The sequence below is a fragment of the Sphingomonas sp. J344 genome, from assembly GCF_024700005.1.
In the GTDB taxonomy this organism is placed as follows: Bacteria; Pseudomonadota; Alphaproteobacteria; order Sphingomonadales; family Sphingomonadaceae; genus Sphingomonas.
This window is the reverse complement of sequence record NZ_JAJONB010000001.1, coordinates 2,810,541-2,835,501: the sequence shown is the minus strand read 5'-3', so window position 1 is coordinate 2,835,501 and position 24,961 is coordinate 2,810,541. Positions and strand designations below refer to the sequence as shown.

Genomic DNA, 24,961 nt, shown 5'->3' with positions numbered 1-24,961 from the left:
TGAATGGCTTACCCAAAGCGGTAAGCGTCCATCGCCAATACGCCATAGGTGTAGCTGTGGTGCAGCCGCTCGGCCTGCGCCCCGCCCGCCCCCATCGCGGTGAACAGGGGGAGGATATGGTCCATCGTCGGATGGTTCTGACGGCCGTGCGGCCCGCGCTCGACCGCGTTGAGCACCGCATCGGTGTCCCCGGCGTCGAACCGGTCCTTCACCCAGTCGGCAAAGTCGGATGTCCATTCGGGGATCGGTGCGTCATGGTTGCGCCCTTCGATGAAAATCGCACGAAGATTATGGGTGAGGCTGCCGGACCCGATGATCAGCACATTGCGTTCGCGCAGCGGCGCGATCGCCTGACCAATGCGGTGGTGCCATTCGGGCGGATGCGCGCTGCTGATCGACAGTTGCACGACTGGGATGTCGGCGTCGGGCCAGGCCAACATCAGCGGCACCCAAGCTCCATGGTCCAGCCCGCGCGCGGGGTCGAGGAACACAGGATGCCCGGCATCGGCAACCATCTGCGCGACCGCTTCGGCCAGCGCCGGATCGCCCTTTGCCGGGTAGCGCAGGTCGAATAATTTCTGCGGAAAGCCGCCGAAATCGTGGATCGTCGGCAGGTCGCCGCCCGACGTCACCACCGCCTCCGCCATATCGTGATGCGCGGAGATCATCAGGATCGCGTCGGGCCGTGCGACCTGCGATGCCAGCCCGGCAAGGAAATCTCGCGCCGGACTGGGTTCGAACATGATCATCGGCGAGCCGTGCGACACGAACAGGGCGGGTTGTACGGCGCGCGTCATGTCAGGCGGCCAGCTTTGCCGCGACTTCGGCGATGCGCTTGCCCTGATAGCGTGCGCCCGCCAGATCGATCTCGCTCGGCATGCGGCTGCCGTCGCCGCCCGCCACGGTGGTCGCGCCATAGGGCGCGCCGCCCAGCACTTCGTCGATCTTCATCTGGTCGGCATGGCCATAATCGAGGCCGACGATGGTCAGGCCGAAGTGCAGCAGATTGGTGATGATGCTGAACAAGGTCGTCTCGTTGCCGCCATGCTGGGTGGCCGAGGAGGTGAAGGCACCGCCCACCTTGCCATGCAGCGCGCCCTGATACCACACGCCGCCGGCGGTGTCCCAGAAGCTCGCCATCTGGCTCGCCATGCGGCCAAAGCGGGTCGGCGACCCGACGATGATCGCGTCATACTCCTTGAGCGCGTCGGGGCCGTCGATCAGTGGATGCGCGCTGTCGGTCTTGAACCCGGCGGCAGCGACCACGGCTTCCGGCGCGGTTTCGGGGACACGGCGGATATCGACGGTCGCGCCGGTCGAACGCGCGCCTTCGGCAACGGCTTCGGCCATTGCCTCGATATGGCCGTAGGACGAGTAATAGAGCACCAGAACCTTGGTCACGGCGTGTCTCCTTGGATAGCGATGAAAAGGGGTGGAGCGGCCCGCCTTGGGAGGGGGAGGTTGCGGACCGCTCCGGGGGTCTGTCTAGTCGGAATCGACCAGGACGATTTCGGCGTCCTCGATCGCGATAATCGTGACGGTTTGCCCACCACTCAGCGCGGCGCCGTCGCGGGCGTTGAACGTCTGCGCGCCTGCCCCGGCCTCCGGGCCGGGGTCGATCTCGATCTTGCCGACCGCCGGGACGAGATAGGCGTGCCGCCCCTCACCCACGATATGCGTCACGCTCTCACCGGCCTTGATCGTCGCACCCAGGACGCGGGCATCGGCGCGGATCGGCAGCGCGTCAGTGTCCTCCGCATAGCCGCTCGCCAGAGTCACGAACTTGCCGGACCGCTCGCCCTTGGGGAACGGCTTCGCGCCCCAGCTCGGCGCACCGCCCGCTTCGCGCGGCATGATCCAGATCTGGAACAGCGTCGTCGTGACCGGCTCCAGATTATATTCCGCGTGACGCACGCCGGTTCCCGCGCTCATCACCTGAACGTCGCCCGCGCCGGTCTTGCCCTGGTTGCCCATCGGATCCTGATGGGTGATCGCGCCGGTGCGGACATAGGTGATGATTTCCATGTCCTTGTGGGGGTGTGGCGGAAAGCCACTATTCGGGCCGATCTCGTCGTCATTCCAGACCCGGATCGCACCCCATCCCATGCGGGCGGGGTCATAGTAATTGGCGAAGCTGAAATGATGCCGCGCGTTGAGCCACCCGTGATCGGCATGGCCCAAACTGTCGAACGAACGCTTCTCGATCATGAGAACCTCCTTGCTTGAGGGCCAAGATAGGCATGACGAGAGAGTCGTAAATGGAAACGTTTGAAACGGATCGTTTTGTATTTTATGCATTCAGTCCCCTGCGAAAGCAGAGGAACAACGCGCACAGGAGTTGCCAATGCGCCTGCCCGATTTCGAAGCCTGGGCGATCTTCGCCTGCGTGGTCGAGCATCGCTCGTTCAGCGGCGCGGCGACCGCGATCGGGGTGAGCAAAGCCACCGTGTCCAAGGCGATTGCCCGGCTGGAGGCGCATCTCGGCACCGCGCTGTTCCACCGCACCTCGCGCCGCCTGACGCTGACCGACAGCGGCACCGCGCTCGCCGAACGCGCCGGACGCATCCTGGCCGAAGCACAAGCGGCGGAGGAGGCCGCGCTCGACGCCGCGCGCGCGCCGTCGGGCATGGTCCGCATCGCAGCGCCGATCACCTTCGGCATCCGCTTCGTCGCCGACGCCATCGCCGACCTGCTGGTCGCACATCCCGGTATCCAGATCGACCTGCGCCTGTCCGACGCGCGGGTCGACATCGTCGCCGACGGATTCGACATCGCGCTACGCATCGCCGACCTGCCCGACAGCTCGCTGCGCGCACGCCGCCTGTCACCGGTCAAGGCACGCGTGGTCGCCGCCCCCCGCCTATCTCGCGCAGCATGGCACGCCGCAGCATCCGGCCGACCTCGCGCATCACGCCTGCTTCCTCTACGCGAACGCGATCGGCGCGTGGCATTTCCGCAAGGCGGATGGCGAGGAAGCGGCGGTACGCCCGACCGGGCCACTGATCACCGACAATGGCGACGCGATGACCCCCGCACTGCTCGCCGGGCTGGGCATCGCTCGGCTGCCCGACTTCATCATCGACCGCGAACTGGCGGACGGGCGGCTGGTCGAGATCCTCGGCGACTGGTCGCCGATGAACATTGCGCTTCATCTGCTCACCCCCGCCCAGTTCCCTGCGCCCGGCGCGGGTCGAGCTGGTGATTGAGTTTCTATCGCAGCGCTTCCGTAACCTCTGCACACGGGTTTGATCGCGCCCCAATGCAAAGGGCCGGCCCGCATCGCTGCGGACCGGCCCCTTGCTTGGGTCAGGTGACGTCAGAGCTTGTAGCGGAAGCCGACGCGGAACTGGCGGCCCAACATGTCCGAATAGGTCGTGTTCGACGCATTGCCCGTTTCCGGCACCAGCAACGGCCAGCGGTTGAACAGGTTCGTGACGTTGAAGAAGAACTCCGCCTCGGAGCTGCCCACCTGGACCTTCTGGGTCAGGTTGAGGTCGGCATAGAACAGGCCCGACACGCGGTTGTTGTTATAGGTAGGGAAATTGGTGGTCGAGAGCGGGCAGCCCGAAGTGCACTCGATGCCGCTCGCGGCGTATCTGCCCGAACTGACCCCACGGCCGGTCAAGGTCGCGGAGAAGGTCGGCGTGGTGTAGGCGACGCTGCCGCGGAAGATCCACGTCGGCGTGCTCGCCTGACCGCCATTCGCGCCCACCGTGTTGACCGGAGCCGATCCGGCGATGCCGGTGACCGCCAGATTTTCGATGTAGCGGGTCGCGATACCGCGCAGGGTGATCGCGCTTTCGCCCATCGGGATGCGATAGGCCGCGTCGAAATCGACGCCACGCACCAGGCGGCGCACATAGTTGAACGGCTGAGTCCGGATCAGCAGATAGGGTGCGGTCGGCGTCGACCGCACCGGATCGGTCGTGATCGCGGCGCAGAAATCCTGATTGCCGTCGGCATAGCAGCGGTTGACGACTTCCTGAGCCGAGATCGAGTCGATCGCGCCTTCCAGGTCGATGCGGAAATAATCGACCGAGAATTTGAAGCCCGGCAGGAAGCGCGGCGACAGCACGCCGCCGATGTTCCACGAATTGGCGACTTCAGGGCGCAGATTGATATTGCCCGTCACCAGTCCCGAATAGCTGTAGCGCTGCGGACCGTTGAGTCCGTCCTGCGTATAGACCGGGTTGGCAACCGAATCGCTGTTCGCGGTACCCGCCTGATAGAGTTCGTTGAGGTTCGGTGCCCGGATGTCGCGCGAACGCGTCACGCGGAACAGAATGTCCTCGATCGGCTGCCAGGTCGCGCCCAGCTTCCACGTCGTGACATAGCCCGAGTTCGAATAGTCGGTGCCGCGCACCGCACCGTTGAACTCAAGCCCGAAGCCCAGCGGCACCACGGTCTCGAGATAGGCTTCCTTCACATTGTAGGCACCGGTGAAGGGCAGATAGTTTCCGACCGACCAGGCGTTGCTGGTGGTGCCCGTCGGGCTGATCACCGGCTGGAACTCGGTCGGCACACTGCCGCGGATCTTCTCTTCGCGATATTCACCACCGAATGCGATGCTGACATCGCCAGCCCAGGTCGCGAACGGGGTGAACGACCAGTTCGTGCCCGCGACAAACTGTTCGAGCGTCTGGTCGCGATAGGGATCGCCGAGCACATAGGCGATCGCCGCAGGGTTCGCGACGCCAATGCCGAGCCGGTTGAGCGGCACGCAGTTGGGATCGTCGTTGGTCGTGCTGGCATCGACGTTGATGAGGCACTGGATCGACCCGACCGCATAGCCGCGCGCGTTGCCAGCGGGCGCGAACGCGGCTGCGGTGGCGGCGGCCATGCGCGCATTGTGCATGATGTTGCGCAGCTGCTCACGCACGTCCGAACGGCCATATTGCGCATAGACGTCCCAGCGCGCGGTCTTGCCGAACGCCTCGAACGTCCCTTCGAACCCGCCGACGAAGCGCATCACCTCACGCTCGTTATTGATCGCGCGGAACGGCAGGTCAGCCGCAGTCGTCGCCAGCGTAAAGCTGTTGACGCCGGTCAGGCGCGCCGTGCCCAGTGTCTGGAGCGCAAATGCGTTACAGGTGATGGGCGTCGGCACCACGGTGCAGCCCGTGGTGTTGTAGGTGATGCCGGTCGCCAGGTTCGGACCCGCGTTGAACAAGACCTTCTGGTGATTGTACGAAGCTTCGAAGAACGCCTCGACATTGTCCGTAACCTCATAGGTCAGTCGACCGAACACGCCCCAGCGATCATCCTCGGGCATCAGGCCGATACGGCGACCAGAATCATTGACCTGCCACGATCCGTTCTGGACGACCGACGGTGCAGAGGCACCGCCAAGCGCCGGGAATTGGAAGGTACCATAGTCAAACACGTTCACAGAACCGCCCTGACCAAAATACAGCCCGCGCAGCGCGGTGCTGGTAATCAGGCCGCCCGGCGTCGAGTTCGACGCACCGACATTGCGCAGCGTAGTGATATAGCGCGGCACGGTCGCATTGGCGCTCCACGCCGGGTTTTCGACCCGCACATAACCGGTGTGGTTCCACTTGCGGTCGATCGGATCGATCTCGAAGATGCCGTCCTGATGCGAAATTTCCGCGTTGAACATGACGTGCCCACGGCCGCCGGCGAATGACGTGCCGCCCGTGACGGTACCCTGATAGTTGAACCCGTCGCCATAGGTGGTGACGCCGGTCTCTCCGCTGATGCGCAGCCCATCAAGCTCCTTGTTGAGCACGAAGTTGACCACGCCGCCGACCGCGTCCGAGCCATAGGCCGCCGACGCGCCGCCGGTTGCGATCTCGACACGATCGACCAGTCCCTGCGGGATGTTGTTGACATCGACCCAGCCGAAGATCGTCGAACCGACCGATCGGCGACCGTTCAACAGGATCAGCGTCCGCCCCTCGCCCAGGTTGCGCAGGTTGAGCGCGTTGATGCCCGCCGAGCCGTTGGACAGGTTGAGACGCGAGTTGGCCGGCTTGGTCGATCCGGCAAGCTGCGGCTGCTGGTTGACGAAGTCGGCGATATTGTTGGTTGGCGACGTATTGTCGATATCTTCGCTGGTCAGCACCGTCAGCGGGGTCGGCGACTGAAATCCGTCGCGAACGATGCGCGATCCGGTGATCGTCACCTCACGCTCGCCAGATTCCTCCCCGGTCGCGGGTGCAGGCGCATCCTGCGCGAACGCCGGAACCGCCAGGCTGCACGCGGTCACGAACAATGCGGTCTTGAACTTCATACCCAACCCCCTTTTGACCCGGCGCGCATTTTTGTGTCGGCTTCGCCAGAAACCGGGAAATTAATCATGCATATTCTATGTGTGCAAATGCAAAATAACGGCGAAGCCTATAACCTGAGTTTATATGATTCGCGTCAAGACTTGACAGGGTTCGCCGCAAGTCCGGCTGGACACTGACGGTTCACCACTCCTGCCCCACCCCCCGCGACTCGTGGATTCAGGCCGGTTAGCCAAAAATTAACCTTTTGCCTTCATTCCAGCTTAGGTTAATGAATCAGTCGCGTTGTTCGTCACAGGGGGCGTCCAACCGGCACAGGGGAAATCAGCCGATGCGCGTGCTGCTGATCGAAGACGAACCGACGACCGCCAAGGCCATCGAGCTGATGCTCGCGACCGAGGGGTTCAACGTCTACACCACCGATCTGGGCGAGGAAGGCCTCGATCTGGGCAAGCTGTATGATTACGATATCATCCTGCTCGACCTGAACCTTCCCGACATGCACGGCTATGACGTGCTGAAGAAGCTGCGCGTTGCGCGGGTTCAGACCCCGGTCCTGATCCTCTCGGGCATCAACGAAATGGACAGCAAGGTCCGCTCGTTCGGCTTCGGCGCCGACGATTACGTGACCAAGCCCTTCCATCGCGAAGAGCTGATCGCCCGCATCCACGCCGTGGTGCGCCGCAGCAAGGGTCACAGCCAGTCGGTCATCCGCACCGGCAAGCTGGCGGTGAACCTGGACGCCAAGACCGTCGAGGTCGATGGTGCCCGCGTCCACCTGACCGGCAAGGAATATGCGATGCTGGAGCTGCTCTCGCTCCGCAAGGGCACGACGCTCACCAAGGAAATGTTCCTCAACCACCTTTATGGCGGGATGGACGAGCCCGAGCTCAAGATCATCGACGTCTTCATCTGCAAGCTGCGCAAGAAGCTCAGCATGGCGTGCGAGGGCGAGAATTACATCGAGACCGTCTGGGGCCGCGGCTATGTGCTGCGCGAGCCCGAGGAAGCGGCCGGCGCGGTCAGCGCGGTCGCCTGACACCAGTTCGTTGCGTGGGGCAAAGGGGGCCGCGCCATCCGGGGGATGGCGCGGCCCTTTTTCTTGTGCGCGCATGATGGCCCGCCCTTCGGCGAACCATCTGATCTGCAAGAAGTAACTGGCGGAGAGGGTGGGATTCGAACCCACGTTACGGTTCCCCGTAAACCGCATTTCGAGTGCGGCGCGATCGACCACTCTGCCACCTCTCCGCGAGGGGTCCGCAGGGCATGTACATGCCGCTCCGTCCGGTCGAGCGCGGGCCTCTAGACCAAGGCTCGCGGGCTTGCAAGCGCCTTGCGCACGCTTCTTGTATGGACCGCAAAGCGCATTAGATTGAACCCATGACTCGCGCCTCCGACCCGCTCGATCTGGCGATTGCCGGTGTCCCCGTCCCTCCGGTCGCGCATGCGCGCTTCAACCTGGGCGATGTGGTGCGACACCGGCTGTTCGATTTTCGCGGGGTGATTTTCGACATCGATCCGGTCTTTGCCAATACCGACGAATGGTATGACGCGATCCCGGAGGATGTGCGCCCGCGCAAGGACCAGCCTTTCTACCACCTGCTCGCCGAGAATGCGGAGTCGAGCTACGTCGCCTATGTCAGCCAGCAGAACCTGGTCGCGGACGACAGCGACGAGCCGGTCGAGCATCCCGCGATCAGCGGGTTGTTCGACGAGTTGAGCGACGGGCGGTATCAGTTGAAGCGCGAGCATCGGCATTAGGTTTGTTTGAGAACACTGGCGCGTTCTGCGGCACCGGCCCGCTCCCCCACCCGGCCGCCCATCGGCAGGATATTCGGGAACGGGTGGCCGGGTGGGGGAGCGGGCCGGTGCCGAAACTATGGGGCGACAGCCCCGCATAACGGTTGACTTCCTAACCCGAATCCCATAACCGCGCCGTTCCTCCCGCCGGGCTTGTCCTGCGCGGGCACATGCTTTGAAATTGAGATGAGGCCCATGTTCGCTATCGTGCGCACGGGCGGCAAGCAGTATCGCGTTGCCGCAGGAGACAAGATCGTCGTCGAGAAGCTCGACGGCGAAGCCGGTTCGACGATCACCCTGGGTGACGTGCTGCTCGCTGGCGAAGGTTCGGATCTGAAGTCGACCGACGGCCTGACCGTTTCGGCCGAGATCGTCGCCCAGCAGAAGGGCGAGAAGATCATCGTCTTCAAGAAGCGCCGTCGGCACAACTATCGCCGCAAGAACGGCCATCGCCAGAACCACACCATCCTGAAGATCACCGCGATCGGTGCGCAGGAGACCAAGAAGAAGGCCGCGAAGGCCAAGGCGACCGAGGGCGATGCCCCGGCGGCCGCGGAAGCGTAAGGAGTAATCCGAAATGGCACATAAGAAGGCAGGCGGCTCTTCGCGCAACGGTCGCGACTCGCAGTCCAAGCGTCTCGGCGTGAAGAAGTTCGGTGGCGAAGTCGCCATTGCGGGCAACATTCTCGTGCGTCAGCGCGGGACCAAATATTATCCGGGCGTCAATGTCGGCATCGGCAAGGACCATACCCTCTTTGCGCTTACCGACGGCCGCGTGCGATTCCACGACGGCAAGCTCGGTCGCAAATTCTGCTCGGTAGAAATGATTGCGGCTGCGGCCGAATAAGCTGGGCAACCATCCGGGTTGCCCGCCAGGGTGACCCGGGTCTCCGCATCAGGAGACCGCAAAAGGGAGACGGGTCACCCCGGTCTCCCTTTTTCTTTGCTCCCTCGAAACCCGATCGTCTTTCCCGCGTCATGCTTGGCGGGAATGGCGGGCAAGAGGAGTAAGCGGACATGTTCGCAAGAACGCAAAGACTGATGCTGCGGCCCGGCTGGATCGAGGATGCGCCCGAACTGGCGCGCGCGATCGGCCATCATGAGGTTGTCCGCAACCTCAGCCGCGCTCCGTGGCCCTATGCGGTGAGCGACGCCGAAGAATTTCTGATGATCGAGCGCAAGGCGAGCGACCTGCCGGTGTTCCTGATCTGCGCGCTGGACGAGGCCACCAGCCGCATCGTCGGTTGCATCGGGCTCGACCGGATGGAGCGCGGCACTGTCGAACTCGGCTATTGGATCGCTCCCGACGCCTGGGGTCGCGGCTATGCGACCGAGGCCGGCCGCGCGGTGATCGACATCGCCCGCACGCTGCGCGTGCCCACGCTCACCGCCAGCCACTTCGCCGACAATCCGGCATCGGGCCGTGTCCTGCGCAAGCTCGGCTTCCGCCCGACGGGGCGCACCATCTCCCGCCACTCGCTCGGTCGCGGCGGTGAGGATGTGACGGTGGAGTTCGAGCAGCGCCTGTCGGACTCAGACTGTACCGATCCCTGCGACCGAATGGCGGCGTGAAGCACTAAAAGCCCCTCCCCTTCAGGAGTGGCGGCTTGGACTGCCCCCGGCAGTCCAAGCCCAGTCCGGAAGACTGGGCGACCCGCCACTGGGTTGGGGTGGGGCCGTCGCGTCTCACCGAGACTACGCACGGACGACGGCCCTTGCCTCACCCACACATCCGCCCGAACGAGGTACAAACGTCCGGCATTGGGTGGTTAGCTGCCATCGACAATGGTAGTCTAAGACAATGCGGATCACATCAGTCTTCCGACCGGTTATTGGACTACTTGCGGCACTCGCTGTGGCGGCTTGTGGCAGTGCGCCGTCGAAGACGACTATGACCGTTGCGGAACTGATACCCCAGATAGATCGACTAAACGGTCAAACGGTCAGCGTTGTTGGCTATCTATCGAGGTGTGAAGTGAACAGTTGCCGTCTATACCGCAACAAGGCGGAGGCCGACGACGTAGACCGCTCCATGGACGCGATGCGAGCGGCGCTGGCGGCCGGGGCTACTGACGTATCAGGTTTCGGGTTTCCGAATTATCCTGCCCTTGGGCTTGGCCAAGGGGCGCGGTTCGCATTCTTCGAGATGCAGGCTACTTTTTACGCAAACAGCTATGTCGTGATTACCGGCAGGGTGACGAACGAATGTCGTGCCGAAGGAAAACCTGTCTGTTTTGATAGGAGTAACGACGTCGAACCCAGCGCCATCCGGGCGGCAATCACCCCCCTTAAGTAGCGTCGTGATCGACCGAATGACCGCAATGGGATCGTAAGCCGCCCAACCCCTCCCCTGAAGGGGAGGGCCTGAGAGCGAACCTTGCCTCAAATGATCGGACGGAGCCAGTTACGCAACACGGCTCCGCCCGAAACCCTGAACCTCAATCGACGGCGGCAGCCTCGCGCCGAACCGGTTTCGGCGCGATTTCCCAGCCCCCGCCGAGCGCCTTGAACAGCGCAACCTGCGCCTCGGCCAATGCCGCATTCGACTGGGCGAGCGCGGCGCGCGCGCCTGCCCGTTCGCGTTCGGCGTCGATCCGCTGGAGCAGGCTGTCGCGCCCCGCCTCGAACCGCAGGATCGCGATCCGCGCGGCGTTGGTCGCCGAGGCATCGGCGCGGCGGAGTGCGACGTTGCGCTCGATCTCGCCCGAATAGCGCGCCAGCGCCTGTTCGACCTCGCGCAATGCGGTCAGCACCGTGCCGTCAAACGCGGCGAGCGAACCCTCCGCCCCCCGCCTCAGCCTGACGCACGCGCGCACGCGCGGCGGTCAGGTTCGGGAAGTTCCAGCTGAGCAGCGGCCCGAGCGAGAAGTTGAACGACGAACTCTTGCCCAGATCCTCGATATTCTGCGCGCCCAGCGACACCGAACCGCCCAGCGTGATCGACGGATAGAGCGCGGCGGTCGCCACCCCCACCCGCGCGGTATCCGCCGCCAGCTGACGCTCGGCCTGACGCACATCGGGGCGGCGGGCGAGCAAGGCCTGGCCGTCACCGACCGGGATCAGCGCCGATACGCCCGGCGGCGTGGCGCAGGCATCGGCCTGCCCGTCCAGCTCCGCCGGCGGCTTGCCGGTCAGCGTCGCCAGCGCATAGAGCGCCGCGCGCCGCTCCGCCTCGAACGCCGGCACCTGTGCGCGGGCATTCTCGGCCAGCACGCGCGCCTGATCCACGTCGCGGATCGTCCCGCGCCCGGCGTCGAACAGCCGCTGGGTCAGGTCGAGCGTGCGAGGTCTGCAGCTGCACCGTCTCGCGCGCCACCGCCGCCTGCGCGGCAAAGCCGCACGCCGCAGCATAGGTCCGCGCCGTCTCCGCCGCGATCGCCACGCGCGCACCGTCGAGCGCCGCCTGCGCCGCATCGACATCCGCCCGCGCCGCCTCGATCGAACGGCTCACCCGGCCGAACAGGTCGATCTCATAGGACGCGTCCAGACCGACCTGGAAGAAGTCGCCCTCGACCCCGTCCACGCCCGGCGGCAACGCGCCCTGGGCACTCTCTGCCCCGGTGCGTGACCGGGTATAGCCCGCACCGACATTGGTCGACGGCAGCCGCTGCCCGCGCGATTCCGACAGGATCGCGCGCGCCCGCTTCAGGTTCGCCGACGCCTGACGGATATCGGTGTTGTAGGTCAGCGCCTCCACCACCAGCCGGTCGAGCACCGGATCCTTGAACAGCCGCCACCATTCGCCCTCGACCGCGCTTGGCGACACCTTGGTCATGCCGGGATCGACAAAGGCCGCCGCCGCCGTGGGTGGCGTTTCGGGCCGCTGATAGGTCGGGCCGACCGCGCAGCCCGCCAGCAACGCCGCGCTCGCGCTTATGATGAAAAGGCGCTTCATGCTGCGGGCTCCGTCACGGGATCATGGGGTTTGGAGCGGAAGCGTGCCGATTGCGCGCTCGCCCAGATGCCGAACTTGCGGCTGATGACGTAAAAGGCCGGGGTGAAGATCAGGCCAAAGATCGTCACGCCGATCATGCCAAAGAACACCGCGACACCCAGCGCCTGGCGCAGCTCCGCCGCCGCCCCGCTCGCGATCACGAGCGGCAGCACGCCGAGGATGAAGGCGATCGAGGTCATCACGATCGGACGCATGCGCTGATGCGCCGCGTGCTTCGCCGCCTCGAACATGTCCATGCCCTGATCCTCGTTCTGACGGGCGAATTCGACGATCAGGATCGCATTCTTCGCCGCCAGGCCGATCAGCACGACCAGCCCGATTTGCGTGAGGATATTATTGTCCATCCCCATCAAATTGACGCCCAGGATCGCGGCGAGCAGACACATCGGCACGATCAGGATCACCGCCAGCGGCAGCACCAGGCTCTCATAGAGCGCGGCGAGCAACAGGAAGACGAAAACCACCGCCAGGCCAAAGGCGATCGTGCCGGTATTGCCGGCGGACTTCTGTTCCAGCGCCAGCTCGGTCCATTCGAAGCTCATCCCCTGTGGCAGGGTCTGCGCCGCAAGTGCCTCCATCGCATCCAGCGTCTGGCCGGTCGAATAGCCGGGCTTGGAATCGCCCTGCAGTTCCGCTGCCGGATAGAGGTTGTGGCGCACCACGCGATACGGGCCGCTGTCGTTGCGCAGCGTCATCACCGAACTCATCGGCACCATCTCGCCCGACGCCGACCGGGTCTTGAGACCCTGAATGTCGGTGGCATCGTCGCGATAGGGTGCATCGGCCTGCGCCGTCACGCGGAAGGTGCGGCCCAGATAGTTGAAATCGTTGACATAGGACGATCCCAGATAGGCCCCCAGCGTCGAGAAGACGTTGGACACCGGCACGCCCATCCGCTCCGCCCGCTCACGATCGACATCTGCGGTCAGCCGCGGCGTGCCGGTGTTGAACAAAGTGAAGGCATTCGTGACGCTTTCCTGCTGGTTCGCGCCCATCATCATGCCGAAGGCGGACTGCGCGAGCGCGTTGTAACCCAGCCCCTCGCGGTCCTGGATCATCATCTTGAACCCGCCGCCGGTGCCGATCCCCGGAACCGGGGGCGGAGCGATGACGAGGATGTCGCCGCCCTTGATCGGGGCCAGCGCGCCATACAGCGCGCCCTGGATTTGATCTGCGGTTGCCTCACGCTCGGCATGGGGGGCCAGGCCGAAGAAAAGCACGCCGGTGTTCGGCGCGGTCGAAAAGCTCGCGCCATCGAGACCGGCAAAGCCGACGACATATTTGACGCCCGGCAGCTTGCGCGCCTCGGTGATCGCCTGCTGCACCACCGCATCGGTGCGCTGGAGCGATGCGCCGGGCGGCAGCATCACCGCGCCGATCAGATAGCCCTGATCCTGCGGCGGAATGAAGCCCGACGGGGTCGAGGTGAAGCGCCAGCCAGCGACGAGGATCAGCGCCATGTAGACGACACCGACGACCATCAGCATCCGCACAAGTCGCGCAGTCAGCTTGCCGTAATTCTCCGACAGCCGGTTGAACCCACGGTTGAACGCCGCCCCTGCCCGCGCGGGATAGCCGCGCCAGCCGGGTGCGGGGATGGTGTCATGCCCCTTGTGCTTCAGCACCAGCGCACAGAGCGCGGGCGACAGCGTCAGCGAGACGAAGGCCGAGATGACCGTCGCCGAGGCGATGGTGATCGCGAACTGCTGGTAGAAAGCGCCGGAGATTCCCGGGATGAACATGGTCGGGATGAACACCCCGGTCAGCACCAGGCTGATCGCGATGATCGCGCCCGACACCTCGTCCATCGTCTTGTGCGCGGCTTCCTTGGGGGACAGCCCCTCCTCTTCCATCAATCGCTCGACATTCTCGACCACCACGATCGCGTCGTCGACGACGATGCCGATCGCGAGGACCAGTCCGAACAGCGACAGCGTGTTGAGCGAATAGCCGAACGCCAGCAGCACCGCGAACGCGCCGACCAGTGAGATCGGGATCGCCACGATCGGGATGATCGCCGCGCGCCAGCTCTGCAGGAACACGATGACGACGAGCACCACGAGCACCAGTGCCTCGATCAGCGTGTGCTCGACCGCGGTGATCGACTCGGCAATATATTCGGTCGGGTTGTAATCGATCGAATAGGTCATCCCCGGGGAAAGTCCTTCGCCAGCGACGCCAGCTCGGCCTTCACCGCATCGGCGGTCGCAAGCGCGTTCGAGCCGGGCAGCTGGAAGATGCCGACGCCGACCGCGCGCTTGTCGTTGAGATAGCCGTTGAAGTTGTAATCCTGTGCGCCAAGCTCGATCCGCGCGACATCGCGCAGATGCGTCAGGCGACCCATCGTGTCGCGCTTGACCACGATCGCGCCGAACTCGTCCGGCGTGGTCAGTCGGCCCTTGGTCTGGACGCCCAGTTCGAACGCCGGGCTGGCGTTGCCATAGGGTGGCGCGCCGACAGTGCCGGCGGCGACCTGGACGTTCTGTCCACGGATCGCATTGACCACCTCGTCCACGGTCATGTCGCGGGCGGCGGCAAGGCCGGGGTCGATCCACACGCGCATGTTGTAGTCGCGCCCGCCAAACGCCTGCGCCTGCCCCACTCCCGGAATACGCGCGATGCGATCCTGGACCTGCAGCGTGACGTAGTTCGAGATATACTGGATATCGAGGCTGTTGTCGGGCGAGGTGAAGAACGCGACCATCAGGAAGTCGGGCGAGCTCTTGTTCACCGTCACGCCGATGCGGCGCACATCCTCGGGCAGGCGCGGCTCGGCGGTCGCGACCTTGTTCTGGACCAGCACCTGCGCCTTATCGACATCCGTGCCCTGCTTGAACGCCACGGTGATCTGGGTCTGGCCGTTTCCGATCGACGACGACGTCATGTAGAGCATGTTATCGACGCCGTTGATCGCCTGTTCGATCGGCGCGGCGACCGTTTCCGCGACGGTTTCGGCGCTCGCCCCCGGATAGGCGGCGGTGACGACCACCGTCGGTGGCGCGATATTGGGATATTGCGCGATCGGGAGCGAGGGATAGGCGATGGCGCCGACGATCACGATCAGGATCGACAGCACCGCCGCAAAGATCGGCCGCTCGATGAAGAAATGCGGGAATTTCATGGCTTGCGCCCCTTACTGGACGGTCGCCTGGCCCGAAGCCGGCGGATCGATGGGGCGCGTCGGCGCAGCTTGTTTGCTCGCGTCGGGGGTGATCTTGCCTACCTTGGGCGTAACCGGAGCACCGGGCTGAAGCCGACCGACGCCGGTCAGGATCACGCGATCCGTGGGCGCAAGCCCGTCGCGCACGATGCGCAGCCCCTCGGCCTTCGCCCCGACCTCGACGACGCGCGGGGTCGCCTTGTTGTCCTTGCTCAGCACATAGACCAGGCGACGGGTCTGATCGGTCACGATCGCCTCGTCCGGGACCAGCATCGCACGATAGCTGCCCGAACCCAGCAGGCGCGCGCGACCGAACATGCCCGGTGTGAGGAAGCCGGTGGGGTTGGGCACCACGGCATGCGCGCGGATCGTCCCCGAATTGGGATCGACCGCATTGTCGAGGAACGCCATGCGGCCGTTCCAGCGGTACTCGTTTTCGTCGGCGAGCTGGATCTGCACCGGGTTGGCGGTGTTGCGCGATGACCCGCGCTCACCGCGCTGATCCTGACGCAGATTCTTGAGGTAGAAGGCCTCGGCGCCCTCAAATTCGAACCAGATCGGGTTGAGCGAGACGACACGGGTCAGCACCGTCTGCCCCTCGGCCACGAAATCGCCGATGCTCACCTTGCGATCCGAAATGCGCCCGCTGAACGGCGCGCGGACGGTGGTGAAGCCCAGATTGAGCATCGCCTGCGACGCCGACGCGCGGCCAGCGGCCAGATCGGCAGCGGCACTGCGCTCCGCCGCAACATTCGCCTCCAGCTCCTCGGCGCTCACCGCCTGCGCCTGTGCGAGCGCGCGGCTGCGCGCCGTGACCTGACGGGCATTGTTGAGCGCGGCCTGGGCGCGGGCGATCTGCGCCTGCGCCTGCATCAGCTGGGCGCGATAGGGGCGCGGGTCGATCGTGAAGAGCGCCTGGCCCTTGCGAACATCCTGACCGTCGCGGAAATGCACTGCGGTGATGACACCGTTGACCCGCGCGCGCAGCTCGACATCCTCGGGTGCCACAAAGCGCCCGGTGTAATCGTCCCAGTCGACCACTTCACGCTGGAGCGGGGTTGCGACCATCACTTCGGGCGGTGGCGGCGCGGCGGGCGGCTGGCCGCCACCACAAGCACTCAAAGCCGCCAGCGCCACAAAGCCTGCCAGGACACGCATAATCGTATTTCCCCTTATTGCGGTGCAGCAATTGGGGGAGGCGGAAAAGCGGTTTCAACCCCGCAACGGATAATTTCTGATATTTTCCGTTCAGTAATTAAATACGCGGCTATGCGGCCACGGTTCCGTTGGGCAGAATCGCGGCCTCATAGTCGCTTTCCACCTTCTGAATCAGCGCGCGATCGTCATGATTCCACGGATGGAAGCCGGGCAGGAAGTAGCTGATCCAGGCCGGGATCATCCGCGTGACGATGCCCGGGGAGACCAGCAGATATTTCGCCACCATCGCCTTGGCGCGCCAGCCGGTGACGCCGTCCTGCGCCATCAGGTCCAGCGTTCCCTCGATCCGGTGCTTCCAGAAGGTCCCGGTGATGAGCAGCATCGTCAGCGATTTGATCTTCCAGCGCTTCCACCGGCTCATGCCCTTGGTCGCGTGGAGATAGGTGTCGTATGCGACACCCTTGTGCTCGATCTCCTCCAGTGCATGCCAGCGCCACAGATCGCCATTCTCCTGATCGGCACCGTCGAGATGCTTCGGGTTCCTGATCAGCTCCGAGGCGAGGATCGCGGTGTAATGCTCCAGCGCCATCGTCGCGGCGAGCTGGACGATCTTGGGCCGCGCCCGCGCGATCTCCAGCACCTGGTCGATCCGCGATTCCAGCCGGCTGATGTCATAACCATGGTCCAGCACGCGCTTGTTGAACGCAACATGCTCACGGCTGTGCACAACTTCCTGCACGGTGAACGCCTTGATCTCACGCGCCAGCTTCTCGTCCACTCCCTCGCGGAACGCCTTCACGCTCTCGATGAAATAGGCTTCGCCCTTCGGAAACGTGACCGACAGCGCGTTGTAAAAGGCGGTCGCGGTGACATCGCCGCCCAGCCACCAGCGGTCCTGCCGCTGCCCGCGCCCGAAACGGCGGTCGCGCGGCGTGATGGTCAGGTCAGCGGGAGTCTTTGCGTTCGACATGGTTTTGCTCCAAGGCATCTGCGATGACAGCTACCTCTTACTTACACAAATGTCAATAACACCGATCCCCGAACGCAAACGCCTCAGCCCTGAGGAATCGCGCGACGCCGCATTGGAGGCCGCACGCGCCCTGTTGATTGAGGCGGGGCCGCAAGCGGTGACGCTCAAGGCCGTTGCCGCGCGCATCGGCCGCACCCATGCCAACCTCCTCCACCATTTCGGGTCGGCGGCGGGGTTGCAGCGCGCGCTCGCCCGCAGCCTCGCCGAGACAGTCTGCACGCGCATCGTCTGCCTGATTCAGGAAGCGCGCGCCGACGGACAGGCACCGACGGAGGACAAGCCCCGGCAGGTCGTCGACCTCGCCTTTGACGCCTTCGACAAATCCGGCGCAGGCGCGCTGGCAAGCTGGATGATCCTTTCGGGGAACGAGGACGCGCTCGACCCGATCCTCGAAGTCATTCACGGTCTTGTCGATCAGATCGCTGCGGTCGAGGGCGAAGACACCGGTACCGCGCTGCGTGAGGACACGCTCGCCCTCGTCCTGATGGCGATGGGCGACGCGCTGCTCGGCGAACAGCTCGCCCGATCGCTCGACCTTCCCCGTGGCGCCGCGCGCGAAATCGCGCTGCGTCAGCTCATCGGCTCCCCCCGCTTTCTCAAGATGTGGGGCCAGGACATCTAGTCATGCATTTTCTCGACCAGGCAAAAATCTACATCAAATCCGGCTGGGGCGGCGGCGGTGCCGTCGGCTTCCGGCGTGAGAAGTATATCGAATATGGCGGTCCCGACGGCGGCGACGGCGGCAAGGGCGGCGACATCATCTTCGAAGCAGTGCCCGGCCTCAACACGCTGATCGACTTCCGCTACACTCAGCATTTCCGCGCCCAGCGCGGCCATGGCGGGTCGGGCAGCAACAAGACCGGCGCGGGTGGCGACGATCTCGTCATCAAGGTACCGATCGGCACGCAAATCCTCGCCGATGACGAGGAGCGCACCCTGCTCGCCGACCTGACCGAGGAAGGGCAGCGCATCGTCTTCCTGAAGGGCGGCGATGGCGGGCGCGGCAACGCCAGCTACAAGACCAGCACCAACCGCACCCCGCGTCAGCACGGCACCGGCTGGCCGGGCGAGGAAATGTTCGTCTGGCTGCGGCTCAAATTGCTCGCCGATGCGGGTCTGGTCGGCCTGCCCAATGCCGGCAAGTCCACCTTCATCAACGCCGTCACCAACGCCCAGGCAAAGGTCGGCGCCTATGCCTTCACCACCACCCGCCCCCAGCTTGGCGTGGTGCGGCACAAGGGCAATGAGTTCGTCATCGCCGACATCCCCGGGCTGATCGAGGGCGCGGCGGAAGGCGCGGGGATCGGCGACCGCTTCCTCGGCCATATCGAACGGTGCAAGGTGCTGCTCCACCTCGTTGACGCCAATGACGAGGACGTCGCCACCAGCTACCGTATCGTCCGCGACGAGCTGGACGCCTACGGCGCGGGGCTGCTCGACAAGAAGATCATCGTCGCGCTGAACAAGATCGACATGCTCGACGACGAGCTGATTGCCGCCCTCTCCGCCGAGCTCGAAGAAGCCAGCGGTGCGGAAGTCATCGCGATCTCCGGCGCGGCGGGCATCGGCGTCGACTGGGCGCTCGACAAGCTGCTTGAGGCGATCGGCCCCGATCACGCGCGGGTCAGCGACGACGATGAGGGCGAGGAAGTGGTGGAGTGGTCGCCGATCTAGGGGCTGGCGCGGGTAACCCAAAATGATAGTTTCGAGGGCATGTTGATCCGCGTCACCTTGCCCGCTTTGCTGTTCGCGTCCCCTGTTCTCGCACAGGAAGAGGCCCCGTCGCGTGAACCGCTGCGCACCCGAATCTATGTCGGGCCGCAAGTGTCGCCCGCGACGCCCGGTGCCAAGGATCTCTCGTTCGGCCCCTTTTTCGACGTTTCGCGCGCGCGCGGCGACGATCCGTTCGATTTCGAGGCACCCGATGAAAGTTTCGGGTTCGTCGTCGCCGACGCGGGCGGAATCGAATTCGGCCCCGCGCTCGGCTTCAAGGGCAAGCGCAAGGCTGCGGACATCGGCGTGCCGCTCCACGAAGTCGGGTTCAGCTTCGAGATCGGCGGCTTCGCGCAGACCTACCCTGCCCCCAACCTGCGCGTCCGTGCCGAGGCGCGCAAGGCGGTGAGCGGCCACGACGGCTTGGTGGGCGAGTTGAGCGCCGACATTATCGCCCGCGATGGCGACAACTGGCTGTTCTCGATCGGTCCGCGCGTGACGCTCGCCGACGCGACCTATCACCGCGCCTGGTATGGGATCACCCCGGCGGACAGCGCAGCCTCCGGTCTGGCGCAGTTCCGCCCCGATGGCGGGGTCGAGGGGCTGGGCATCGCCGCCGGCTATCTGCGCCAGCTCGGCAAGCGGGTCGGGATCAGCGCCTATGCCCGCTACGACCATCTGGTCGGCGACGCGGGTCGCTCCCCTATGTCCGCGCCGCCGGATCGCGCAGCCAGCCCTCGGTCGGGCTGGCGCTCAGCTATACGTTCGGCGGCGAGTAACCACGCCGGGACAGTTACAGTTCAGCAACAACCGGGCATGACGGCGCAACATCGACGGGAGGCGCGGATGTTGAGACTGATCGCATTGCTCGGCGGGGCGGCGTTGCTGACTGCACAGGCCGCCGACGCGCAGCGCCTCCGTGAGCGGATCGCGGAGCGCATGGCCGCGGGCGGTGCCACGGCTCCCGCAACCGGCATGGTCGAGCATGCCTATGGCCGCGACGCCCTGCAAAAGCTCGATTTCTGGGCAGCAAAGGACAGCGCCAGACCCGCGCCGATCGTGATCTTCGTCCATGGCGGCGGGTGGAAGCGCGGCGACAAGCGCAATGCGACCGGCGCGGACAAGGTGACGCACTATCTCGGACAGGGCTATGCCGTCGCCTCGGTCAACTATCGCCTCGTCCCCGCGGCAAAGGTCGAGGATCAGGCCGCCGATGTCGCCGCCGCCTTCGCCTGGCTGCGCACCAACGCCGCGAAACTGGGCATCGACCCGAAGCGCATGGTGCTGATGGGCCACAGCGCCGGCGCGCATCTGGTCGCGTTGGTCGGCACCGACCCGGCCTATGCCCGCGCAGCGGGCTTCGCGCTGTCCGACATCAAGGGCGTGATCCCGCTCGACGGCGCGGCCTATGACGTCGCCGCCCAGATGGCCGATGGCCCGGGAATCATGCAGGACACCTATGCCCAGGCCTTCGGCAGCGATCCCGCGCGGCAAAAATCGCTGTCCCCCACCGCGCACGCCGACGGCCCCAACGCCCCCGCATTCCTGATCCTCCATGTCGATCGCGAAGACGGCAAGCGCCAGTCCGAAGCACTCGGTGCCGCGCTGCGCAAGGCCGGTACCCCGGCCCAGGTCACGCGGATGGCCGGGCGCGGCCTGATCGGCCATATGGAAATCAACCGGAAGCTGGGGCAGGCCGGCTATCCTGCGACGCCGGTGGTCGACGCCTGGCTGAAAACGCGTTTCCAACCCTGACCCTCTCGTCACCCCGGGTTTGACCCGGGGCCCAGCTGCCTTGGCCGGTCGAAGAAGCGGGGTCCCGGATCAAGCCCGGGATAACAAAGAGGCGCAAGGCGTGATTGATTCGGCACAATCGCTTCTGCACTTCCCACATCACCCGCCGCGCCTGTATGCGGCCCTCGATGCATCTCTTTCCGCCCGCCTGCTGCCCGCGTCTCGTCGTCAAGATCGGATCGGCGCTGCTCGTCGATCCCGATGGCGGCGTGCGGCGCGACTGGCTGGCGGGGATCGCTACCGACATCGCCGAACGGGTGCGGGCGGGACAGCAGGTCGCGGTCGTCTCCTCCGGCGCCATCGCGCTCGGTGCGCGCCGCCTCAACCTCCCCAAGGGCGGCCGCGCCAGCCTTGAGGATGCGCAGGCCGCCGCCGCGACCGGCCAGATCGCGCTCAGCCAGGTCTGGGCCGAAATGCTGGCGACAAACGGCCTCACCGCCGCACAGATGCTGGTGACGCTCGACGATCTTGAGGATCGCCGCCGCTACCTCAACGCCGCCGCGACGCTCGGGCGGTTGCTCAGCCTCGGCGTGGTGCCGATCATCAACGAAAATGACAGCGTCGCCACGGCCGAGATCCGCTTCGGCGACAATGACCGGCTGGCAGCGCGTGTCGCGCAGGCGGCGGATGCCAATGGCGTCGTCCTGCTCAGCGACATCGACGGCCTGTACGACCGCAACCCCGCCCTCCCCGGCGCGCAGCATATCGCGCAGGTCACGCAGATCGACGCGCGGATCGAGGGGATGGCCGATCGCGGCTCCGCCTCCGGCATGGGATCGGGCGGGATGGTGTCGAAGATCGAGGCGGCGCGGATCGCCGCCAGCGCCGGGGTCAGCCTCGCCATCGCCAGCGGCCGGATCGACCGCCCGCTGTCCGCCGACGCGCGCCACACCATCTTCCTCCCCGAAAAACGCACCCGCGCCCGGAAAGCCTGGCTGGCGGGTCGCCTCACCGCCAAGGGCAGCATCGCGATCGACGCGGGCGCCGCCGCCGCGCTGGCGGAGGGGCGCAGCCTGCTCGCGATCGGCGTGACCGGCGTGCGCGGCATGTTCTTCCGCGGCGACCTCGTCACGATCGAAGGTCCGAACGGCCCGATCGCGCGCGGCCTCGCCGAATATGATGCGGGCGAAGCGCAGGCGATCCTCGGCACCCGCAGCGAGGATCAGGGCGAGATCCTCGGCTACGCCCCGCGTTCGGCTTTGGTCCACCGCAACCATATGGTGCTGCTGTGACGCTGACCCTCACCCTGCCGGTTCTTCTTCCCCTCCCTTTCAAGGGAGGGGCTAGGGGTGGGTCCAGCGGCGGACGGGGCTCGATGCCCCGGCCGTCGCTTCGCGCCGGGCGAGCCGCTGCGCGTCTCGCACCCACCCCCAACCCAGTGGCGGGTCGCCCAGTCCCCCGGACTGGGCTTGGATTGCCGGGGGCAACCCAACCCGCCACTCTTGAAAGGGAGGGGCTTTAGAGATGGCAGTCCTCGCGCTCACCGGAGCCACCGGTTTCGTCGGCAAGGCCACCGTCGACCACGCCCTCACTCGCGGCCACCGCGTCCGCGCGCTCACCCGCCGCGAGCAACCGGCGCGGGAAGGCGTCACTTGGATCGCGGGCAATCTCGACAGCGAGGATGCGCTCGCCCGGCTCGCCAGCGGCGCGGACGCGGTCGTCCACATCGCCGGGGTGGTCAACGCCCCCAACCCCGCCGGCTTCATCAACGGCAATGTCCACGGCACCGCGCGCATGGCCGCCGCCGCAGCATCCATGGGCGTGCGCCGCTTCGTCCACGTATCCTCGCTCTCCGCACGCGAGCCGCAGCTATCGGAATATGGCCGGTCCAAGGAACGCGCCGAGGAAGAGGTGCGCAAGTCCGGGCTCGACTGGACGATGATCCGCCCGCCCGGCGTATATGGCCCGGGCGACATGGAGATGCGCGACATCTTCCGCATGGCGAAATTCGGGTTCGTCGTGCTGCCCCCGGCGGGCCGCATCTCACTGGTCCATGTCCACGATCTCGCTCGGCTGCTGGTCGCGATGGCGGAAAGCGATACAGGTCGCCACATTTATGAATGCGACGACGGCGTGGACGGAGGCTACACCCATGCCGAGTTCGCCCGGCTGGTCGGCGGCGCGGTCGGCAGCCGCCCGATCCCGATCCACGTCCCGCGCGCATTGCTCCACCTTGTCGGCCATGCCGACCGCTTCCTGCGTGAAGCCAACGCCAAGCTGACCCCCGACCGCGCCGCCTATCTCAGCCACCCCGACTGGACCGCAACCCCGCACCACCGCCCCCGGCGCAGCTATGGGCACCGCAGATAGAGACGCTCGACGGGCTGGTGCAGACCGCCGACTGGTACCGGTCGCAGGGTTTGCTCTAGGCAGTCGGACAGCCTTGAAATGTTGGATTTTCGCTGCTTGGGTCGGCCGATGGTCCCGGCCCTCCCCCTTGCCGCATCGCGTCGCACAGTCGGCCTGATACCGCGCATGACACCCCATCAAAATCGTCAGCTTTCCCTCCAAGGGGTGTCAGGCACCGCCCCGCTCTCCCCCCAATTCCGCCGCAATCGCTTGGCAGTGCCAGCCCACATCATTAAGGACCGCGCATGAGCGACCGTAACGACATCTTCGCAACCGTCTCCGCACAGATCGAACCCTTCAACAAGAAGGGCGTCGAACTGACCGATTCCACCACCTTTGCGGGCGATCTCGAATGGGACAGCCTGACGGTGATGGATTTCGTCGCCGCGATCGAGGACGAGTTCGACATCATCATCACCATGAACATGCAGGCGGAGATCGAAACCGTCGGCCAGCTGGTCGACGCGGTCCAGAAGCTGAAGGGCTGACCCACGTGACCGACGCAATCGCCACCTCCGACGCCCCCGCTCCCATGACGGGTGCCAAGCCCGACCTGATGAGCAAGTTCGACGCCATCATCGCGGAGCGTCAGGCGCTGCTCGATGCCGGCTTCACCGATCCCTATGCGGTGGTGATGGAGCAGGTGAAGTCGCCGACCGAGGCGGTGATCAAGGGCAAGGACACGATCCTGCTCGGCACCTACAACTATATGGGCATGACCTTCGACCCCGACGTGATCGCGGCGGGCAAGGAAGCGCTCGAAAAGTTTGGCAGCGGCACCAATGGCAGCCGCATGCTCAACGGCACCTTCCGCGACCATATGGAGGTCGAACAGGCGCTGCGTGAGTTTTACGGCACGACCGGCGCGATCGTGTTCTCGACCGGGTACATGGCCAATCTCGGCATGATTTCGACGCTGGCGGGCAAGGGCGATTACATCATCCTCGACGCCGACAGCCACGCGTCGATCTATGACGGGTGCAAGCAGGGCGTCGCCGAAATCGTGCGCTTCCGCCACAACAGCGTCGAGGATCTCGACAAGCGACTTGGCCGCCTCCCCGTCGAAGCCGGCAAGCTGGTGGTGCTCGAGGGCGTCTACTCGATGCTCGGCGACATCGCACCGCTCAAGGAAATGGTCGCCGTCGCCAAGAAGCATGGCGCGATGGTCCTGTCCGACGAGGCGCATTCGATGGGCTTTTACGGTCCCAATGGCCGCGGCGTGTACGAAGCGCTGGGGTGCGAGGACGATGTCGACTTCATCGTCGGCACCTTCAGCAAGTCGGTCGGCACCGTCGGCGGCTTCTGTGTGTCGAACCACCCGAAGTTCGAGGCGATTCGCCTCACCTGCCGCCCCTACATCTTCACCGCGTCGCTTCCGCCGAGTGTCGTCGCCACCGCCGCGACCTCGATCCGCAAGCTGATGACCGCGACGAAGAAGCGCGAGCAATTGTGGGACAATGCCCGCACGCTGCACGCGGGGCTCAAGGAAATGGGCTTCAAGCTCGGCACCGAACAGGCCGACAGCGCGATCATCGCGGTGATCCTGACCGATCAGGTGCAGGGCGCGGCGATGTGGCAGACGTTGCTGGAGAACGGGCTGTACGTAAATCTCGCGCGTCCTCCCGCGACGCCGGCCGGCACCTTCCTGCTGCGCTGCTCGCTCTGCGCCGAACATACGCCCGAGCAGATTCACCGCGTGCTGGGCATGTTCAAGGCGGCGGGACAGGCAGTCGGGGTGATCGCCTGAACGC

22 protein-coding genes, 1 tRNA gene and 5 pseudogenes are annotated in these 24,961 nt (G+C 65.4%); 16 read left to right on the top strand and 12 right to left on the bottom strand.

All coding sequences use genetic code 11. From position 1 onward, the window contains the following. Positions 1-8: 8 nt before the first annotated feature. From LRS12_RS14400 to LRS12_RS14390, 3 genes are all read right to left on the bottom strand, one after another. Positions 9-797: a dioxygenase gene (locus LRS12_RS14400; protein WP_257845129.1), complete on the bottom strand. Its 789-nt coding sequence runs from the start codon at positions 795-797 to the stop codon at positions 9-11. A 1-nt stretch (position 798) separates the two neighbouring features. Then, positions 799-1,401: an NAD(P)H:quinone oxidoreductase gene (gene wrbA, locus LRS12_RS14395; RefSeq protein WP_257845128.1), complete on the bottom strand. Its 603-nt coding sequence runs from the start codon at positions 1,399-1,401 to the stop codon at positions 799-801. A gap of 84 nt (positions 1,402-1,485) precedes the next feature. Next, entirely contained in the window at positions 1,486-2,208 is a 723-nt protein-coding gene (locus tag LRS12_RS14390) for a pirin family protein (protein WP_257845127.1), read from the bottom strand. A 136-nt stretch (positions 2,209-2,344) separates the two neighbouring features. On the opposite strand from LRS12_RS14390, the pseudogene LRS12_RS20085 reads away from it, so the two are divergent. Together LRS12_RS20085 and LRS12_RS20080 are read left to right on the top strand one after the other, a co-directional pair. Then, positions 2,345-2,809, top strand: a pseudogene (locus LRS12_RS20085) (LysR family transcriptional regulator); the annotation flags it as partial. After that, positions 2,703-3,206, top strand: a complete 504-nt coding sequence (locus LRS12_RS20080) for a substrate binding domain-containing protein (RefSeq protein WP_308223043.1) — start codon at positions 2,703-2,705, stop codon at positions 3,204-3,206. The pseudogene LRS12_RS20085 and the gene LRS12_RS20080, both read left to right, overlap by 107 nt. 110 nt (positions 3,207-3,316) lie before the next feature. On the opposite strand, the gene LRS12_RS14380 is transcribed toward LRS12_RS20080, so the two are convergent. Further along, on the bottom strand, positions 3,317-6,253 hold the full coding sequence (locus tag LRS12_RS14380; RefSeq protein ID WP_257845126.1) for a TonB-dependent siderophore receptor: 2,937 nt from the start codon (positions 6,251-6,253) through the stop codon (positions 3,317-3,319). A gap of 329 nt (positions 6,254-6,582) precedes the next feature. Between LRS12_RS14380 and ctrA the strand changes: the two genes are divergently transcribed. After that, positions 6,583-7,290, top strand: coding sequence for a response regulator transcription factor CtrA (ctrA, locus tag LRS12_RS14375; RefSeq protein ID WP_066656563.1), 708 nt, complete (start codon positions 6,583-6,585; stop codon positions 7,288-7,290). Positions 7,291-7,409: 119 nt separating this feature from the next. Here the strand turns inward: ctrA and LRS12_RS14370 are convergent. After that, positions 7,410-7,499: transfer RNA gene (locus LRS12_RS14370), tRNA-Ser, on the bottom strand. A 132-nt stretch (positions 7,500-7,631) separates the two neighbouring features. Between LRS12_RS14370 and hspQ the strand changes: the two genes are divergently transcribed. The 5 genes from hspQ to LRS12_RS14345 all read left to right on the top strand — a co-directional run bounded on the left by hspQ (position 7,632) and on the right by LRS12_RS14345 (position 10,347). Beyond that, positions 7,632-8,012, top strand: a complete 381-nt coding sequence (gene hspQ, locus LRS12_RS14365) for a heat shock protein HspQ (RefSeq protein WP_257845125.1) — start codon at positions 7,632-7,634, stop codon at positions 8,010-8,012. 234 nt (positions 8,013-8,246) lie between these two features. Further along, positions 8,247-8,615 (top strand): 50S ribosomal protein L21, encoded by a 369-nt coding sequence (gene rplU / locus LRS12_RS14360; RefSeq protein ID WP_257845124.1) that lies wholly within the window; start codon positions 8,247-8,249, stop codon positions 8,613-8,615. A gap of 13 nt (positions 8,616-8,628) precedes the next feature. Next, positions 8,629-8,898, top strand: a complete 270-nt coding sequence (gene rpmA, locus LRS12_RS14355) for a 50S ribosomal protein L27 (protein WP_257845123.1) — start codon at positions 8,629-8,631, stop codon at positions 8,896-8,898. Positions 8,899-9,068: 170 nt separating this feature from the next. Continuing rightward, on the top strand, positions 9,069-9,623 hold the full coding sequence (locus LRS12_RS14350; RefSeq protein WP_257845122.1) for a GNAT family N-acetyltransferase: 555 nt from the start codon (positions 9,069-9,071) through the stop codon (positions 9,621-9,623). Positions 9,624-9,942: 319 nt separating this feature from the next. Continuing rightward, positions 9,943-10,347, top strand: a complete 405-nt coding sequence (locus tag LRS12_RS14345) for a hypothetical protein (protein ID WP_257845121.1) — start codon at positions 9,943-9,945, stop codon at positions 10,345-10,347. A gap of 142 nt (positions 10,348-10,489) precedes the next feature. On the opposite strand, the gene LRS12_RS20075 is transcribed toward LRS12_RS14345, so the two are convergent. The 7 genes and pseudogenes from LRS12_RS20075 to LRS12_RS14325 all read right to left on the bottom strand — a co-directional run bounded on the left by LRS12_RS20075 (position 10,490) and on the right by LRS12_RS14325 (position 17,294). After that, complete coding sequence (locus LRS12_RS20075; protein WP_308223025.1) at positions 10,490-10,804, bottom strand: TolC family protein; 315 nt, start codon at positions 10,802-10,804, stop codon at positions 10,490-10,492. A gap of 7 nt (positions 10,805-10,811) precedes the next feature. Then, on the bottom strand, positions 10,812-11,237 hold the full coding sequence (locus LRS12_RS20070; RefSeq protein ID WP_308223042.1) for a TolC family protein: 426 nt from the start codon (positions 11,235-11,237) through the stop codon (positions 10,812-10,814). Then, positions 11,238-11,402: pseudogene (locus tag LRS12_RS20065) on the bottom strand (hypothetical protein); the annotation flags it as partial. Next, a pseudogene (locus LRS12_RS20060) lies at positions 11,398-11,826 on the bottom strand (TolC family protein); the annotation flags it as partial. The pseudogenes LRS12_RS20065 and LRS12_RS20060, both read right to left, overlap by 5 nt. A gap of 116 nt (positions 11,827-11,942) precedes the next feature. After that, a pseudogene (locus LRS12_RS14335) lies at positions 11,943-15,127 on the bottom strand (efflux RND transporter permease subunit). 12 nt (positions 15,128-15,139) lie between these two features. After that, a complete protein-coding gene (locus tag LRS12_RS14330) occupies positions 15,140-16,324 on the bottom strand; it encodes an efflux RND transporter periplasmic adaptor subunit (protein WP_257845120.1) in 1,185 nt (394 codons plus the stop codon). Positions 16,325-16,433: 109 nt separating this feature from the next. Then, positions 16,434-17,294 (bottom strand): metal-dependent hydrolase, encoded by an 861-nt coding sequence (locus tag LRS12_RS14325; protein ID WP_257845119.1) that lies wholly within the window; start codon positions 17,292-17,294, stop codon positions 16,434-16,436. Positions 17,295-17,343: 49 nt separating this feature from the next. On the opposite strand from LRS12_RS14325, the gene LRS12_RS14320 reads away from it, so the two are divergent. The 8 genes and pseudogenes from LRS12_RS14320 (at position 17,344) to LRS12_RS14285 (ending at position 24,957) form a co-directional block, all read left to right on the top strand. Further along, positions 17,344-17,976: a TetR/AcrR family transcriptional regulator gene (locus LRS12_RS14320; RefSeq protein ID WP_257845118.1), complete on the top strand. Its 633-nt coding sequence runs from the start codon at positions 17,344-17,346 to the stop codon at positions 17,974-17,976. A gap of 2 nt (positions 17,977-17,978) precedes the next feature. Continuing rightward, a complete protein-coding gene (gene obgE / locus LRS12_RS14315) occupies positions 17,979-19,028 on the top strand; it encodes a GTPase ObgE (RefSeq protein ID WP_257845117.1) in 1,050 nt (349 codons plus the stop codon). A gap of 39 nt (positions 19,029-19,067) precedes the next feature. Then, positions 19,068-19,766 (top strand): annotated as a pseudogene (locus tag LRS12_RS14310) (MipA/OmpV family protein); the annotation flags it as partial. 240 nt (positions 19,767-20,006) lie between these two features. Beyond that, positions 20,007-20,822: an alpha/beta hydrolase gene (locus tag LRS12_RS14305; protein ID WP_257845522.1), complete on the top strand. Its 816-nt coding sequence runs from the start codon at positions 20,007-20,009 to the stop codon at positions 20,820-20,822. Between the two features lie 167 nt (positions 20,823-20,989). Beyond that, positions 20,990-22,093, top strand: coding sequence for a glutamate 5-kinase (gene proB / locus LRS12_RS14300; RefSeq protein WP_257845116.1), 1,104 nt, complete (start codon positions 20,990-20,992; stop codon positions 22,091-22,093). A gap of 232 nt (positions 22,094-22,325) precedes the next feature. After that, positions 22,326-23,171 carry an NAD(P)H-binding protein gene (locus tag LRS12_RS14295; protein WP_308223024.1) on the top strand — a complete coding sequence of 282 codons (846 nt, stop codon included), beginning with the start codon at positions 22,326-22,328 and terminating at the stop codon, positions 23,169-23,171. Between the two features lie 284 nt (positions 23,172-23,455). Beyond that, positions 23,456-23,698, top strand: a complete 243-nt coding sequence (locus tag LRS12_RS14290; RefSeq protein ID WP_257845115.1) for an acyl carrier protein — start codon at positions 23,456-23,458, stop codon at positions 23,696-23,698. Between the two features lie 44 nt (positions 23,699-23,742). Then, positions 23,743-24,957, top strand: coding sequence for an aminotransferase class I/II-fold pyridoxal phosphate-dependent enzyme (locus tag LRS12_RS14285; protein ID WP_257845521.1), 1,215 nt, complete (start codon positions 23,743-23,745; stop codon positions 24,955-24,957). Positions 24,958-24,961: the final 4 nt, after the last annotated feature.